Origin of the sequence: Butyrivibrio sp. AE3009, assembly GCF_000420845.1 — a bacterium.
Classification (GTDB): Bacteria; Bacillota; Clostridia; order Lachnospirales; family Lachnospiraceae; genus Butyrivibrio.
This window is the reverse complement of the sequence record NZ_ATVS01000012.1, coordinates 17,161-31,937: the sequence shown is the minus strand read 5'-3', so window position 1 is coordinate 31,937 and position 14,777 is coordinate 17,161. Positions and strand designations below refer to the sequence as shown.

14 protein-coding genes are annotated in these 14,777 nt (G+C 46.3%); 1 reads left to right on the top strand and 13 read right to left on the bottom strand.

The window, feature by feature from the left end; all coding sequences use genetic code 11:
- Positions 1-39: 39 nt before the first annotated feature.
- A complete protein-coding gene (gene greA / locus G588_RS0108125) occupies positions 40-522 on the bottom strand; it encodes a transcription elongation factor GreA (RefSeq protein ID WP_022778250.1) in 483 nt (160 codons plus the stop codon).
- Between the two features lie 261 nt (positions 523-783).
- Here greA and G588_RS0108120 point away from each other — a divergent pair, with 261 nt between their 5' ends.
- Complete coding sequence (locus G588_RS0108120; protein ID WP_022778249.1) at positions 784-1,365, top strand: hypothetical protein; 582 nt, start codon at positions 784-786, stop codon at positions 1,363-1,365.
- Positions 1,366-1,446: 81 nt separating this feature from the next.
- Here G588_RS0108120 and dusB read toward each other — a convergent pair whose 3' ends face one another.
- From dusB to pfkA, 12 genes are all read right to left on the bottom strand, one after another.
- The gene (gene dusB / locus G588_RS0108115; protein WP_022778248.1) at positions 1,447-2,418 is read right to left on the bottom strand and encodes a tRNA dihydrouridine synthase DusB; all 972 of its coding nucleotides are present in this window, start codon (positions 2,416-2,418) and stop codon (positions 1,447-1,449) included.
- A 256-nt stretch (positions 2,419-2,674) separates the two neighbouring features.
- Complete coding sequence (locus tag G588_RS0108110) at positions 2,675-3,154, bottom strand: DUF6145 family protein (RefSeq protein ID WP_022778247.1); 480 nt, start codon at positions 3,152-3,154, stop codon at positions 2,675-2,677.
- Between the two features lie 34 nt (positions 3,155-3,188).
- Positions 3,189-4,004: a type III pantothenate kinase gene (locus G588_RS0108105; RefSeq protein WP_022778246.1), complete on the bottom strand. Its 816-nt coding sequence runs from the start codon at positions 4,002-4,004 to the stop codon at positions 3,189-3,191.
- 53 nt (positions 4,005-4,057) lie between these two features.
- Entirely contained in the window at positions 4,058-4,948 is an 891-nt protein-coding gene (locus G588_RS19645) for a biotin--[acetyl-CoA-carboxylase] ligase (RefSeq protein WP_022778245.1), read from the bottom strand.
- A gap of 72 nt (positions 4,949-5,020) precedes the next feature.
- A complete protein-coding gene (locus tag G588_RS0108095; protein ID WP_022778244.1) occupies positions 5,021-6,115 on the bottom strand; it encodes an Ig-like domain-containing protein in 1,095 nt (364 codons plus the stop codon).
- 301 nt (positions 6,116-6,416) lie between these two features.
- The gene (argF, locus tag G588_RS0108090) at positions 6,417-7,409 is read right to left on the bottom strand and encodes an ornithine carbamoyltransferase (RefSeq protein WP_022778243.1); all 993 of its coding nucleotides are present in this window, start codon (positions 7,407-7,409) and stop codon (positions 6,417-6,419) included.
- 92 nt (positions 7,410-7,501) lie between these two features.
- Positions 7,502-8,605, bottom strand: a complete 1,104-nt coding sequence (locus G588_RS0108085; RefSeq protein ID WP_022778242.1) for a hypothetical protein — start codon at positions 8,603-8,605, stop codon at positions 7,502-7,504.
- Between the two features lie 24 nt (positions 8,606-8,629).
- Positions 8,630-9,712, bottom strand: a complete 1,083-nt coding sequence (locus G588_RS21475) for a hypothetical protein (RefSeq protein WP_022778241.1) — start codon at positions 9,710-9,712, stop codon at positions 8,630-8,632.
- Between the two features lie 159 nt (positions 9,713-9,871).
- Positions 9,872-10,990, bottom strand: coding sequence for an SH3 domain-containing protein (locus G588_RS0108075; protein ID WP_022778240.1), 1,119 nt, complete (start codon positions 10,988-10,990; stop codon positions 9,872-9,874).
- A gap of 789 nt (positions 10,991-11,779) precedes the next feature.
- Entirely contained in the window at positions 11,780-12,574 is a 795-nt protein-coding gene (gene proC / locus G588_RS0108070; protein WP_022778239.1) for a pyrroline-5-carboxylate reductase, read from the bottom strand.
- Positions 12,575-12,577: 3 nt separating this feature from the next.
- Positions 12,578-13,381, bottom strand: a complete 804-nt coding sequence (locus G588_RS0108065) for a TrmH family RNA methyltransferase (protein WP_022778238.1) — start codon at positions 13,379-13,381, stop codon at positions 12,578-12,580.
- A 258-nt stretch (positions 13,382-13,639) separates the two neighbouring features.
- Positions 13,640-14,608 carry a 6-phosphofructokinase gene (gene pfkA / locus G588_RS0108060; protein ID WP_022778237.1) on the bottom strand — a complete coding sequence of 323 codons (969 nt, stop codon included), beginning with the start codon at positions 14,606-14,608 and terminating at the stop codon, positions 13,640-13,642.
- Between the last annotated feature and the right edge of the window lie 169 nt (positions 14,609-14,777).

Sequence of the window (14,777 nt, the reverse complement as noted above, 5' to 3'; positions counted from 1 at the left end):
CGCTGGCCCCTCAATGCATACTTATGCTGATATCGTAAATTACTCAGATCTCTGGATCTCAAGTACCTTGTACTTAAGGACACCGGCCTGTGTCTCAACGGAAACGGTCTGTCCCTTCTTGGCACCGATAAGAGCCTTACCTACAGGTGACTCATTTGAGATCTTGCCTTTAAGGCTGTTAGCCTCTGATGAACCAACGATCTTGTATTCAAGGTCCTCGTCAAACTCAAGGTCTTTGATCTTAACCTTGCAGCCGATGCTGATTTTGTTAAGGTCTACGTCTTCCTCAACTACTACTTCTGCGTTCTTGAGGATCTTCTCAAGGGCTTCGATTCTGGCCTCTATGTCACGCTGCTCGTCTTTAGCTGCATCGTACTCAGCGTTCTCTGAAAGGTCGCCCTGCTCTCTGGCTTCCTTGATCTTCTCGGCAACTTCCTTACGCTTGACAACTTTAAGCTCATGAAGCTCATCCTCGTATTTCTTGAGTCCTTCATAAGTTAAAATGTTCTTCTTCTCTTCCATCTTGATTCCTACCCTTCATATGAGATTTGAATGCATCTATATAGAAATAACTATTCTTAGTAATCTATGTCAACTTTGGTATTATAATGTCTATAAAAACATCTGTCAATCACCTAAACTTACGCATTTTCCTTATAATGTGGCATATATGTGTGTACGCAATTGTGATATTGCGCTATTTCTTTACTTTTTCCCCATTTAGCCCCACAATAAATAAATGAGTATTAAACTTTTATTAAGAAGGAAAAGGACACAATAATTATGGCAAAAAAGTATTTTTCCCTGGCTACCGTTCTGTTTATGACCGCTTCCCTTATCGGATGCTCATCCATTCCCGGGTCCCCCAACACTTCTGAGACTGCAGATGGTTCTTCTACCGCAGCCACCACTGAATCAGACAATTCCTCTGAAGCCGGCTCTGCATCCACCACCGCAGATGGCGCTTCTTCTGCTAAAGACATCACCCTGACCACCTATTACTTCAGCTCCAAGAAGGACGGCGTAGAAAGATGCACAGGTCAGTACACCGATATCACTTTTTCAAGAGATCTGGAAAAAAAGTATCCCAAGCTGGCCGAAGCTGTGAACCGTATCACCTCTGAATGGGAGACTTCCGTAAAAGATGCTGTGGGAGATTTTGCCTATTGGTATGACGAGGAATACTCTTATGACGTAACTTTTTATGATGATCTGAGCGCTGAGATCATAAGATTCGACGACAGGCTCTTTACCGTCACCCAGAGCGACGAGAGCTACGGCGGCGGAGCTCATCCCAACCATTCATACTATGTCTACAACATCGATCCTGTACCAAAGGGGCCTGTCCCCATCAACAAACTGTGAACAACATCATCTTCCGGTAATCTGTAAAGTTCACAATTTGTTAATGGGGACAGGCCCCTATTTACCTTTCACTATTTACCGCTACTGCAACATAACCTTCCTGCAGGCTTCCTTCAATGACTCCATATCAGTCATCTGATTTATTTCATTCCTGAACCTGGCACTTCCTGTCATGCCGGTGGTGTACCAGGATACATGCTTTCTCATCTCGCGGATGCCGATGTATTCGCCCTTGTACCGGAGCTGCAGATCCGCATGGCGGATAACAGTATCGTATATCTCCTGATTGGTGGGGCGCTCACAGACTACGCCGGTTTCAAAATAGCTCTTGATCTCCCTGAATAAAAAGGGGTTGCCCTGGGCGGCTCTTGCCACCATGACACCATCGCAGCCGGTCTCTTCAAACATGCGCCGGGCGCTGGGACCGTCTACTACGTCGCCGTTACCGATTACGGGAATCTTAAGAGCTTCTTTGACATCTCTTATGATGCTCCAGTCTGCTTCTCCTGAATAGAACTGTTCTCTTGTCCTGCCATGGACTGCTACGGCTGCTGCACCGCCCTGCTGGGCTGCAAGAGCACACTCAACTGCGTTGATGCTCTGCTCGTTAAAGCCTTTTCTGATCTTGACTGTGACAGGTCTGTCGGAAACCTTGACCAGTGCAGCAACGATTTCCTCGATAAGCCCGGGATTCTTCATAAGGGCTGAGCCCTCGCCGTTTCCCACTATCTTAGGTACGGGGCAGCCCATGTTCACATCGAGGATGTCGTAGGGTCTGTCCTTGATCATCTCTACGGCTTCCTGCATTACTGCGGGCTCTGAGCCGAAGAGCTGGAGGGATACGGAGCGTTCCTGGGGGTGGATCTCAAGGAGCATGTTGGTGTTGCGGTTCTTGTAGATAATGGCTTTGGCGCTGACCATCTCCATGCATACGAGACCGGCGCCCATCTCACTACACAGCAAACGAAACGGCAGGTCTGATACACCTGCCATGGGTCCAAGAATTATATTATTGTCGAGGGTTACATTCCCTATAGTTAGTTTTCCGTACATGGTGATACCTGGAGTCCGTCCCGAAGTAAGATATATTCGCCCAATTCGCTCATAGTTCTGAGCACTCCGACAAGCCAATTCATAAGGAATTGTCTTGTCCCCATAGAACTATAATCGCTCGTTGAACATAGATATATCCTCGTGGAACTCACTCAATGAATTTAATTTGTTTCGTCTCACTAGTTTACAGTGAGTGTGCCTGCGCCAATAATCGTGAGTCCTATGGACGCATGGCAGGTGGCTGAAAATGTAGTTATTAGTCGTCTTCTTCTAAGATGTCGGCAGGATTTTCGTGTAATACATAGATGCGGTAGTAGAGGCCGAGGGCTTCGAAGAGGTCCTGGCGTTTTCTTCTGACTTCGCCTACGAGAAGGCCGGCTGTGATCTCGTCGTAGGTGATGTCTTCTTCGTCGGCGTCGGTCTCGATGCTGATCTGGCCATCTTCTTCAAAGACGATGGTGAAGATTCCGCCTGCTTCCTGGGTAAACAGGACGCTGATGATGTTCAGCTCCTTTTTGATGCTGTCGGGAATCTGCTTGAAGATGGGGTTAAAATAGTATTTCTGCTCATAGGCATTGGCGCCGCACAGAACGATCCTGCCGCCTGCTGCCTGCTCGAAGACTCTGCCTTTGTTGGTCTTTTGCATCTCGTCGATCTTCAGGTCTTCTTTGGTCTCATTTATCTCTTTTTCTTCGAATTCTTTTTTATACTCGTTCTCAAAATCTTTTGCGTTCATTATCTTTCACCTGTATATGTTCTATGTCTGTATATCACTCAGGATCCTCGGTGTTCTCAAGTTCCTTGAGCTGAGGCTTGGTCCTTCTGTTCTTCTCGTAGAGGATCTGGAGACCGCGAAGGGTGAGGGTCGGATCGTATATGTCGATCTCCTCGGTTGACTCGGAGATAAGGCGTCCAAGGCCTCCTGTGGCTACGACCTTCATGTCTGTAAGGCCTGATTCTCTCTTCATCTCATTGATTATGTATTTGCTCTGGCCGATCTGTCCGTAGATAAGGCCTGCCTGCATACTGGAGATGGTCTCCTTTGCAAGGATTGATGCGGGCTTTTTGATCTCGATCTCGGGGAGCTTGGCTGTCTCTTCCCAGAGGGCTCTTGCGGAGATCCTGATTCCGGGGGATACCACGCCGGTAAAAAACTCACCTTTGCCATTAACTGCTATGTAAGTAGTTGCGGTTCCGAAGTCCACCACCAGCACCGGTCCGCCGTAGAGTTCGTAGGCTGCAACTGCGTCTACGATAAGGTCCGGACCTATTTCTCTTGGGTTGTCGGTGACGATCTTGATACCGGTCTTGATGCCGGGGCCAACGATATAAGGCTTCTTGCCAATGTATTTCAAAATGGAATTGACCAGAGCGTGCATGAGCTTGGGCACAACGCTGGCGATCATGACGCCCTCGATACTGTCTTTTTCAATCTTGTTCATGGACAGCATGGAAAGAAGGTGAACGCCGTACTCGTCTGAAGTATGGGCGGTCTGGGACATCATGCGAAAGGAACAGACAAGGGTCTCCTTGTCGTAGACTCCGAAGGTTATGTTGGTATTTCCTACATCGATAACAAGAATCATGGCTTACTCCTTTGAATCGAATGTTTCACGTCAGTATGTTGCTAATTAAACCATTATGCATATGTGTACAGGCCTCGCACTGTGACTTCGCCTGCATTTATTTCGTGTCTGTTGCCGTCCCTGTCCGTTACGATGAGGGCTCCCATATCGGTAATTCCCTCAGAAACGGCCTCGAACTCGCCCTTGGGATCCAGGATGCGGACATCTCTTCCCTTGCTTATAAGGCGGGATTCGTATTGCTCTTTTAACAGCGACAGATCATAGGTCTTATTGTATTTCTCGTAGTTGTCCTCAAAATGCTTCATGACGCAGGCAACTACAAGGCTCCTGTCAACTTTTTTACCGGTTATGGATAAAATTGATGCGGCGATATCCTTGATACTGTCAGGAAAATCAGTCATGTTGACGTTAATTCCCACACCTATTACCACATTACCAATCGTATTGTCAGGATTCATGTGAAGCTCTGTTAGTATACCACAAATCTTTTTTTCGGCAAGGACTACGTCGTTGGGCCACTTGATGAAGGTATGATGGTTATCTCGCTCTCTGTCTTCCGGCCTCAAGTCGATTTGTACATCTTCACCGGTCTTGCTCGAAGAATGAGATGTGTCGCCGGCAGTGAGCCGCATGGCTTCCTCAACGCCCTCAGCCACCGAGAGCCCCATAATAAGGGTCAGCATTGAGATCCTCTCCGGCGGCGCAGTTGGCCTTATCAGAAGGCTCATGGCGATATTGGTGCCGCTTGGCGTCTCCCAGCTCCTGCCTCTGGAGCCGCGGCCCTTGTCCTGGCGATCCGCCACAACAAGCGTTCCATGGGGTGCGTTCTCTTCTCCAAGGAGCCTCGCATCATCGTTGGTGGAGCCGGTTATATCTTTGTACAGAATATTTCGAGCAGCCCATTTGGTCTGAAGCTGCTCGGTAATATGCTCTTTATTTAGCATTGTATGTTCCCTGATTTCTATTTATTGTTCTTTCCAATAAATATTTTAATGTGGGGCGGTTGGGCAGTCAACTTACTGCTTGGTTACTTTAACCTTGAGCTTGTATGTCAGGTTGGAGCCATCCATGGTTTTGATTGTAACCGTAGATACTCCGGGTTTGTTGGCGTAAAAATACAGATATACATATTTATACTTACCGGTTACTTCCGACTTACACTCAACCACGTCAGGATTACTGTTAGTTATGTAAAAATCCATGTCTGCAGGATCGTGATTAATAAATACCATTAAACCGGTAAGAGTATAAGCGCCGGGCGACAGATTAAGCTCCTTAAAGCCTTCGTTTAGGAGATATAAGCTCTTGTTCTGATCCACTCGTCTGACGAGTTTGGTGGCAGATAATCCGGTGCCATCCGTAGCTGTGGCCGTTACAAGGATTCCGTAGTCTTTTCCCGCTCCTTCATGCCAATACTTGACCCACTGCTTCTCAAAGTCTTTCTGTTTGGCGGCAGTTATCTTACCGTTTTTAAAGGTAAAGATTGCCTTGTCCTTTCGTATCATCTCCCTAAGTTCATCACTAAGGGGAACTTCCTTGTCCTTCATATTGCTTGAATAGCAAACAAGTTCATAGCTCCACTCAACTTTGCTGTTTGTTGGTTTGCCATATTTATCCCCGCAATTTGCATAAAACTGCAGGGTTCCACCTGACGCAAGGATATTTTCCATTCTGTTTTTTTCAGGCACCAGAGTGATATCCGATACCGGTACGACTACCTTGATCTTGAGTGTTGCCTTTTTGCCTGAGCCATCCTGCGCAGTTGCGGAAACTGTGACGTCCCCGGCCTTAACTGCTGCCACGGTGGCTGTATTGCCATCTGCCACAAGGGTTGCAACGCTGCTGTCTGATATCTCCCAGCCCACATCCTCGCCGTTGTCGGTATGTGCTGACAGGGTGATGCTTGTGCCAAGAGCTCCCGACTCGTGGGTTGCGATGGTTGTAACCGAAGTAGGATCTATTGTCACGGAAGTGGCTCTCTCCTTGATCATAACCTGCTTGGACTTCTTAGTTCCGCTCCCATCAGTTGCCATCGCTGTTACCATAAAGGTAGCTCCCGCCGCTGCCTCTTTAGGGACCGTAACTTTCCCGGTCTTGGGATCTATTGTCACACCTGCGGGCGCTCCGTCAATACTCCAGGCCGCATCCTGTATTTACTGCTTGTGTGCGCTACTAATGCATTATAGCATTGCAGGGAGGACGATTGTTGGTTTTCTGACGAATGGCATTTGAAATGGGATGAATTGCGCTTTATATGAAGATGCCAAGGGGACAGCATATGCCAAGTGGCTGGTTTTTATACCAATGGGGACGGTTCTGTTTGGTATAGTTTTTGTTTTCAAAAAAACTATACCAAACAGAACCGTCCCCATTGGTATAAAAACCGGCCACTTAACATCTCACCTTATCATCTTAGCCTTCTTTCAGTGTCGCCAGCATCACAGCCTTGATAGTATGCATACGATTCTCGGCCTCTTCGAAGACGATGGAGCGGTCTGACTCGAAGACTTCGTCAGTGACTTCCATTTCGTCCAGACCATATTTTTCCTTGATCTCTTTGCCGATGCCGGTGTTAAGGTCATGGAAGGAAGGCAGGCAGTGCATGAATACACATCCGTCGCCGGCATTCTTCATGATGTCCATGGTTACGCGGTAGGGCTCAAGGTCCTTGATGCGCTCTTCCCAAACTTCATCGGGTTCGCCCATGGATACCCAGATGTCGGTGTAGATAACGTCAGCGCCCTTGGTGCCTTCAATCGGATCCTCGGAAAAATCGATCACGGCGCCGGTCTTATCTGCGATGTCCTTGCACTCTTTGATCAGGTCCTCGGAAGGGAAATACTTCTTGTTGGAAACGGCGGTGAAATGCATGCCCATCTTGGCGCAGGCAACCATCAGAGAATTGCCTGTGTTGTATCTCGCATCGCCCATATAAACCAGGTGAATGCCCTTAAGCTTACCAAAGTGCTCCCTTATGGTAAGAAGGTCAGCCAACATCTGTGTAGGGTGGAACTCATTGGTAAGACCGTTCCACACGGGAACCTTGCTGTACCTAGCCATGGTCTCAACGATTTCCTGCTCAAAGCCCCTGTACTCGATTCCGTCAAACATTCCCGCCAGAACCCTTACGGTATCTGCGATACTCTCTTTTTTGCCTATCTGGGAATCTGTGGGGTTCAGATAGGTGGAACCCATTCCAAGATCACTGGCAGCCACTTCAAAAGAACATCTGGTACGAGTGCTGGTCTTTTCAAAAATAAGTGCAATATTCCTGCCCTTGAGTTCATCATGAAGAATACCCTTTTTCTTCTTATCCTTAAGCTCTGCTGCCAGATCGATAAGATAAAGGATCTCTTCCGGTGTGTAATCAAGCAGTTTCAAAAAGTCGCGTCCGTACAGATTCATGTTCTTTTTCCTCCGTTAAAAAATGCTTTTTAAATAAGTAATATGCATAATCATATCATTAAATGTATAATTATGCAAGTTTTATGCATTTTTTATTCCATCTCAGTGGAGAGGAAATCCCAATCAGAGTCATCACCTACATTTACGCAATAGAAGCCCGGTATTGTTTCCTTTAAATTCCAGGTATTGCCGTTATCATTTGAGGTATAAATATCACAGTTGAAAATATAATCATAATCATCCATTATGACATAGTTTACTTCAATCTCGAAGTTATCTCTGTAAATGTATTGAGCAGAAAGCACTTCCTCATGCTCCATCGCAGCACCTGTCATGCCTTCAGCTTCTTCTTTTGTTATAGCCTTTGCACCATAATGGCAAAAGAATCCGTTGTCAAAATACATGGGATATGACTGAACCGCTTTTCCGTTATACATTCCATTCTTTACCGGAACTCCCGCCTCGCGAGAAATGAATGCATTGTTAGTGTCTAAATTCCAGATCACTTCGCCGTCAGAGAAGTTCTTCTGTCCCTTGGCCCAGGCATCTTTAAGCGCATCTGTCAGTTTGTCTTCCATACTGGTATAGATAAGACCGAATCCATCGATTCCTCTGTATCCGTTAAATGTCATATAATCTCTTCCATCGAGGCTCATGACATTCTGTTCGCAGCACAGCTCTACACTTCCGAATGTATCTAACTTTGTTGCGTTCAGGCTCTCGTCTATAAACCAGATATCTTCAATAGCGAAATATTTACGGGAATCATCAGGATTCTCACGGGTATCATCAATTCCTGCCAGTACAAAAGCTTCCTGCTTGCCATCTTTATCCAAGTCCACAACAAAGCTTCCAAAATCGTTACCATCCTGGAATTCTGATGAAACAACTTTCACAAATTCGTTCTCAGAATAATCCAATTCGATGCTGTCGCCATCAAAAGCTGCCTTTTCCCCGGAATCCGACACATTTGATGTATCCGATGCAACCGGCGCTTCCTTATCTGCGGCCTGGTCTGTGTCTGCAGTCTCTTTCTGTACTGAACTGTCCTGTGCTGCCATTTCCTGAAAAGATATATCCTGGGCAGCTGAAACAAAGTCATCAGTATTCTCACCCACTTCTTTAGCATCTGTTTTGCCACATGCTGTAAGAGTAAAGCATGTGCACAAAATCATCGTCAAAAACTTCTTTTTCATAAAAAACTCCTCCTAATTAATAAATCAATAAGAACGTCCCTCTACACCTATAGTCCAGGTGTCATTTCGATGGCCACCACAATCCTGTCCATCCATTTCTTCGCTGAATTCAACATCCGGAATAGAAATATCAGGAGCAATATCTTTTACAACTGATGGGTCAATGGACTTAAGATACTCCGTATATTCCTGGGCTGCTCCCGGATGTGTCATTTTTTCATAATATTTTTCAACAGCGTTTCCCCAGTCATTGGCGCCGGCATATACACCATTTCGTACAACACCATCATCCAGATCAACTATTGGAGTATACCAGTTGGCATAATCGCAGAATCCACCTTCATTACTGAGATTATCACTGTTCTTGCAAGCTTCGTCAAACTTATCATGATAAAGAATATAGCCCAGAACTTTTCCGAACATAAGGTCATTGGCCTTCATTACATCTAAGGCATAATTTGCTTCATAACCGTTCTGTCCGTCAGCTGCCTTATTTGTTGAGCTGGTATTAAAGCTTCCGTTGGCCTCAGCAACGATTATTGCCATCATCATCCTGGGATCCATTTCTATACCATAGGTATCATAAATTGCGCGGCATGCATCATACAATGCATCAACCTTTTCCTGAGTCCAACCATATTTTTGCAGTTCGTGACTCATCCACTTCTCCTGCGGAGAATCACCATCCATCTGCATTGTATTGTCATACCAATCAGGTTTGTCACCGCTTGGTGTATCTGTGCCGGAACCATTTCCGCCGGGCGCATTCCCGGTCTGATTGCCCTCTTCAGATTCCGGTTCTTGTTCTACAGAATGACCATGGGCTTCCAATTTATGTTTCATTATTTTTTCTCTGATAGCTTCTTCTGTGCCTAGATATTGCTCGACTATTTGCTTAAGACTACTATCAAATTCTTCAAGCTTTTTGGAATGATTCTTCACCTCGTTTGCACAGCTTGTCAGTATCGGTTTTAGCATAGCAAATGAAGGATCCAGCTCACCAGCGATACTGTCTATATCGGATGCAGCTCCATCGAGCTTCACAGCCGATGCTGCAAACATATCTCCACACGCCTTAACTTTTTCAGGGTGAATAGAAAATGGCATTTTATCGTCTCCTTAGTTCTTTAGTACTTAATCTTATGCAATTTTAGCACATAAAATTTTGAATTGTTGCTTTTCTGACGAATGACACTTGAAATAGGACGAATTGCATTTTGGCAATAAAAATGGAGTACCCTAAGGTACTCCTGATATAAACAAATATTACCAGAATACATGCGCTCCGATGATGATTCCTTCGCGGCCGTTAACGCGGCGGAAGTGGAGTGCGCCGCCAACGGTGGTCTCACCGTTAATGGCTGCCTGTGCTGCCTGATAACAGGAATCGTTGATCCTGCCGCTGTTATATACATTGGCTACGGTTCCGTTAAGGGCAGGTGTAAACTGACCTGAAGCGTATATTACGCCATAAATACTGTTCTGATATGCACCGCTCTTGACACGGTTCATAACTACAGCGCCTACTGCAAGCTTGCCTTCATAAGGCTGGTTACCTGCTTCGCACTGGATGAGGGCTGCAAGAAGCTTAACTTCATCAGCATCTGCTGAAACCTTGCCACGGTTTTTGGTAAGGGCGGCCTTCTTCTCAGCTTCCTCCCTGATTTTGATGGCGGCAACGGTCTCACCCTGGTCAATCCTGAACTCTTTTGTCACGAAGCTGCTCTGAACATAGCCTGTCTCATCGTTGAAATCAACGCTGATCCAGCCATCTCCCGTATCCTCTATCATTTCGACAAAAGTGTTCTGGGGGAGAACTCCGAGTACAGAAGAATCCTCGGAAGCTTCTGCTCTGACATTGAGTGCACTGCCGGAAGTCTTGACTACCTGTCTTCCAACGTCAAGGGCCTGTGCCTGTGCCTCGTCATCGAAAAGTAGATATTCGTCCTTGGCCCATCCGATAAGGTCTCCGGACTGGAGCTTGGTCCATCCGTCCTTCCTGTCAATGATCCTGCCACCGCAGTCCTTGTACAAAACTCCGACTTTGGTGGAGTCCTCGCTGGGCTCCTCTCTTACGTTCATGGCTCTGGAAACATTGGCCATAACAAGAGTAGACTCTGTTGTATCCTCCGTAGTCTGGGCGGAACTTGCTGCAGATGATGACTTGTCTGCGTTCTTGGCTGCCTTAACCTCTGCTGCATCTTTGTCCAAACCAAGTGGTGCCACGGGGCTTAAAATGTTTGAAATACCGGTGGAGGGTTCGCCGTATGCTCCAGCATTGCGAGCCTCCGCAGTTACTCCGCCGTTCGCCACAAGGGTGATACCAAGAAGGGTCGTCATGACCAGTCTTGCTATCCCGGCGGATAACTTTGCTGTCTGTTTCATGATTCTAATAACCTCGATGTCTTTATTTGTTACAAATATGTTGCAATTTGTTAACGTCCTCAAAACACAACAATATTACTAGAAATATTTAATTTTGTCAAATTTGTTTATATATTTTGCCTATAAACCGCCTGCTGATGGGGGGAATAGGGCTTCTGGGGCAGGGGAGTATATGGGGAGGCAGCGGGGCGGAAGCATCGGGAAAATGCTGGTTTTCGTGCGCCTCGTGATTCTCTAAGACTCGATGGTGAAGGAATGACTCCTACTCATGCCTATTCGTGGACAGTCGTCATTCCTTCGCCCTCTCGTCTTGATAATCATCTCGTCGTGCGAGAACTGCACATTTTCCCGATGCTTCCGCCCCGCTGCCTCCCCATATACTCCCCTGCCCCAGAAGCTCCTATTCCATGCATACCCGCGGCTGTTTATAGACAAAATACACCAACGAAATATCCACAAAGAGGGGGCTGCAATCCTTTTGTGATTAGCGAAAGTTATTTAACATACGGTAACATACAAACTCCCTCATAGTCATCGCACAAACGCCTCTCACAAGGATTGATGAAACGGCCCGGTTTGGGGGTAAAATCTACTTCTTTCCATCATACACAAACAGCTCTGGGAAGACTTCTATAACGTAAGATTTAGAGAAAGACCTTACGGATTGGAAGTAGCGTAAAATGCGCAGGTGACAACAAGTATTTTACGCTACTTCCAATTCGTAAGGCCCATTCCAAAATACTTCCGGCATGAATCCCCCGGAGCGTCCGGGTAGCCAATAAGTAGATTTTATAGGTTTCTACTTCTATCGATGCAGGCAGTTACAGCGTCCATGACTGTTCCGCGGAAGCCTTGCTCTTCCAGGACGCGTACAGCTTCGATTGTGGTGCCTGCAGGGGAACATACCATATCCTTCAGTTCACCGGGGTGCTTACCGGTTTCAAGAACCATTTTTGCACTGCCAAGGACAGACTGTGCTGCGAATTCATAGGCCTGCTTACGAGGCATTCCACCTGCAACTGCAGCATCTGCCATGGCTTCGATGAAAAGAAATACGTAGGCAGGTGATGAACCGCTGACTCCAACCACTACATCCATCAACGATTCAGGCACTGTATAGGCCTTGCCAAAGCTCTCAAGAAGCTCCAATACAAAGTGAAAATCACTGTCACCCACCAGGTCGTTTCTACATACCGCTGAGCAGCCCTCAAGTACAAGGGCGGGAGTGTTGGGCATTACTCTTATGATCTTGGTTGGTTTCTCGAACTCTTTTGCCAGCCATGCGATTGTCTTGCCTGCAGCGATTGAAACAACTACCTTGCTCTCATCAATGCTGTCCATGATATCTGCGATGACAACCTTGAGATACTGGGGCTTAACGGCAAGGATGACGATGTCCGCCTCCTTGGCTACGGCTTCGTTGGAATCACGAACCTGAATGCCGTATTTGTTAGCAATCTTAAGTCTGGTCTCCTCTGTTGCCGCAGTTCCGATAATCTCGTTGGGGCCCATGAGCCCTTTTGCCAAAATACCACCAATCATGGCCTTCGCCATATTTCCAAGTCCGATAAATCCTACAGTCATTGCTTAGCTCCTCCTTTGTCTTGATGCCTCAAATGTCAAAATTGCTGATGATGTAGCAGCGTTCATGGATTCCACCTCTCCCTTCATGGGTATGAGAATGTACTCTCCTGCTGCATCTGCGGTCTCTTTTGTAAGACCGTTACCTTCATTTCCTATCAAAAAAGCTGTGGGCTTAGTGTAGTCAAATTCGTCGTAGTTCCTGGTTCCCTTAAGGTGCGCTGCGTAGGTGCTGATGCCGCTTGCGTGGAGCTTTTTGAGCATTTCGGGAACATTCTCTACATATATAAAAGGCATTCTGAAAATGGATCCCATTGTGGATCTGATAACCTTGGGATTGTAAATGTCCGCGGAGCCCTTACTAAGGATAATCCCCGTAACTCCGGCACCTTCTCCGCTTCGCAGCATTGTTCCAAGATTGCCGGGATCCTGAATATTCTCAAGAATAAGAATAAGCGGCGCTGCGTCCTTGTCAGTCTCGTTGTAGCCTTCGATGACTTCCTCTTCGGTGTAATGATACTGCCTTATCACCGCCAGAACCCCTTGCGGCGTCTGGGTCGCAGCCATTTTCTTCATAACTTCCTCGGAAACAGGCTCAGCTCCGTACCTCCAGAGAATCTCTTTGTCATCTTCACCGGCACTGTCAAGGAACTTCTCGGTAACATACACTTCCCTGACCTGCAATACCGGTGCTTCCCTCAGCATTTTCATGCCTTCGATGACGAAGACGTCTCCTTCTCTTCTTGCTTTACTTTTTTCTATATAGCTAACAACCTTCTTGACACGGTCGTTATTAACACTTGTGATCATAACTATTCCTCATTTATCTATTATTCAAGAAAGCGACTGTTGCACTCTTCTCAAAAATTATAACACCTCCTATTTCTACCAACAACAAAGTAAGCTAAATACATAAAACGAAAAAGACCTGAAACAGCCGACTGTTCTGAGCGAAGTCGATAGGAGGCTGTTTCAGGTTTTTTGAGTTTTAATGAATCACGACGCAGATGACAACAAGTATTTATAGCTCCTGTTCTCTTCGGCATCGATTCCCGTCCCGGAAATAAATCAAAGTATACGTGCGATCTCGTACATGTACTCGTTGATGTTCTTCTTCATTGCAAGAGCCTCGTCGATATCGTAATCAACGAACTGGCCGTTGCGGTAACCAACTACTCTGTTGGTCTTGCCTGCTGCAAGGATATCAGCTGCGTAGCATCCCATCATGGAAGCATATACACGATCCTTACATGTAGGGCTACCACCACGCTGCATGTAACCAAGGATTGAAGCTCTTGTCTCAAGACCTGTAGCAGCCTCGATACGACGAGCCATTGAAGTTGAATGTCCGATACCCTCGGCATTAACGATGATGTGGTGTGTCTTACCTTTTTTACGGTTATCAATGATGTTGTCAATGATGCGCTGCTCATTGTAATCGTACTTCTCAGGAAGAAGGATGTCGTCAGCACCGTTGGCGATTGAGCACCAAAGTGCGATATATCCTGCGTGACGTCCCATAACCTCAACGATACTTACACGCTCGTGAGATGAGGATGTATCACGAATCTTGTCGATAGCGTCCATAGCTGTATTGATGGCTGTATCGAAACCGATTGTATAATCTGTGCAGGAAATGTCCAGGTCGATTGTTCCGGGAACACCTACAGTGTTGATACCCTGCTGTGAAAGCTTCTGTGCTCCGCGGTAAGATCCGTCACCGCCGATAACTACCATTCCGTCTATTCCATGCTTGCGGCAGATCTCAGCGCCCTTAGCCTGTCCTTCGGGGGTTGTGAACTCCATGCAACGAGCTGTTCCAAGGATTGTACCACCGCGCTGGATGATATCTGAAACGCTACGTCTGTCCATATCGATGATCTCTTCATTAAGAAGACCCTGATAACCCTTCTTGATACCCTTAACCTTAAGTCCGTTTGCAAGTGACTTACGAACAACTGCACGGATTGCAGCGTTCATTCCCGGTGCATCACCACCGCTGGTAAGAACTCCGATTGTTTTGATCTGCTTAGCCATAATCATTTCCTCGATTCTAAAACTGTCTTTATTTAACCTCTAAAAAATCCTAATTAATATAATACAAAAATGCCGCATTGACAATAGTTTGACATACTTAAATTAAGTGTACCGCAAACTTTTTTTGTCTGCAATAAAATTTGCCTAAACAATATCAGCACTTTTCTGA

Excerpts from the sequence above, each read along its gene's own strand:
- greA (WP_022778250.1), bottom strand. The coding sequence starts at position 522 with ATGGAAGAGAAGAAGAACATTTTAACTTATGAAGGACTCAAGAAATAC.
- G588_RS0108120 (WP_022778249.1), top strand. The coding sequence starts at position 784 with ATGGCAAAAAAGTATTTTTCCCTGGCTACCGTTCTGTTTATGACCGCT.
- dusB (WP_022778248.1), bottom strand. The coding sequence starts at position 2,418 with ATGTACGGAAAACTAACTATAGGGAATGTAACCCTCGACAATAATATA.
- G588_RS0108110 (WP_022778247.1), bottom strand. The coding sequence starts at position 3,154 with ATGAACGCAAAAGATTTTGAGAACGAGTATAAAAAAGAATTCGAAGAA.
- G588_RS0108105 (WP_022778246.1), bottom strand. The coding sequence starts at position 4,004 with ATGATTCTTGTTATCGATGTAGGAAATACCAACATAACCTTCGGAGTC.
- G588_RS19645 (WP_022778245.1), bottom strand. The coding sequence starts at position 4,948 with ATGCTAAATAAAGAGCATATTACCGAGCAGCTTCAGACCAAATGGGCT.
- argF (WP_022778243.1), bottom strand. The coding sequence starts at position 7,409 with ATGAATCTGTACGGACGCGACTTTTTGAAACTGCTTGATTACACACCG.
- G588_RS0108085 (WP_022778242.1), bottom strand. The coding sequence starts at position 8,605 with ATGAAAAAGAAGTTTTTGACGATGATTTTGTGCACATGCTTTACTCTT.
- G588_RS21475 (WP_022778241.1), bottom strand. The coding sequence starts at position 9,712 with ATGCCATTTTCTATTCACCCTGAAAAAGTTAAGGCGTGTGGAGATATG.
- G588_RS0108075 (WP_022778240.1), bottom strand. The coding sequence starts at position 10,990 with ATGAAACAGACAGCAAAGTTATCCGCCGGGATAGCAAGACTGGTCATG.
- proC (WP_022778239.1), bottom strand. The coding sequence starts at position 12,574 with ATGACTGTAGGATTTATCGGACTTGGAAATATGGCGAAGGCCATGATT.
- G588_RS0108065 (WP_022778238.1), bottom strand. The coding sequence starts at position 13,381 with ATGATCACAAGTGTTAATAACGACCGTGTCAAGAAGGTTGTTAGCTAT.
- pfkA (WP_022778237.1), bottom strand. The coding sequence starts at position 14,608 with ATGGCTAAGCAGATCAAAACAATCGGAGTTCTTACCAGCGGTGGTGAT.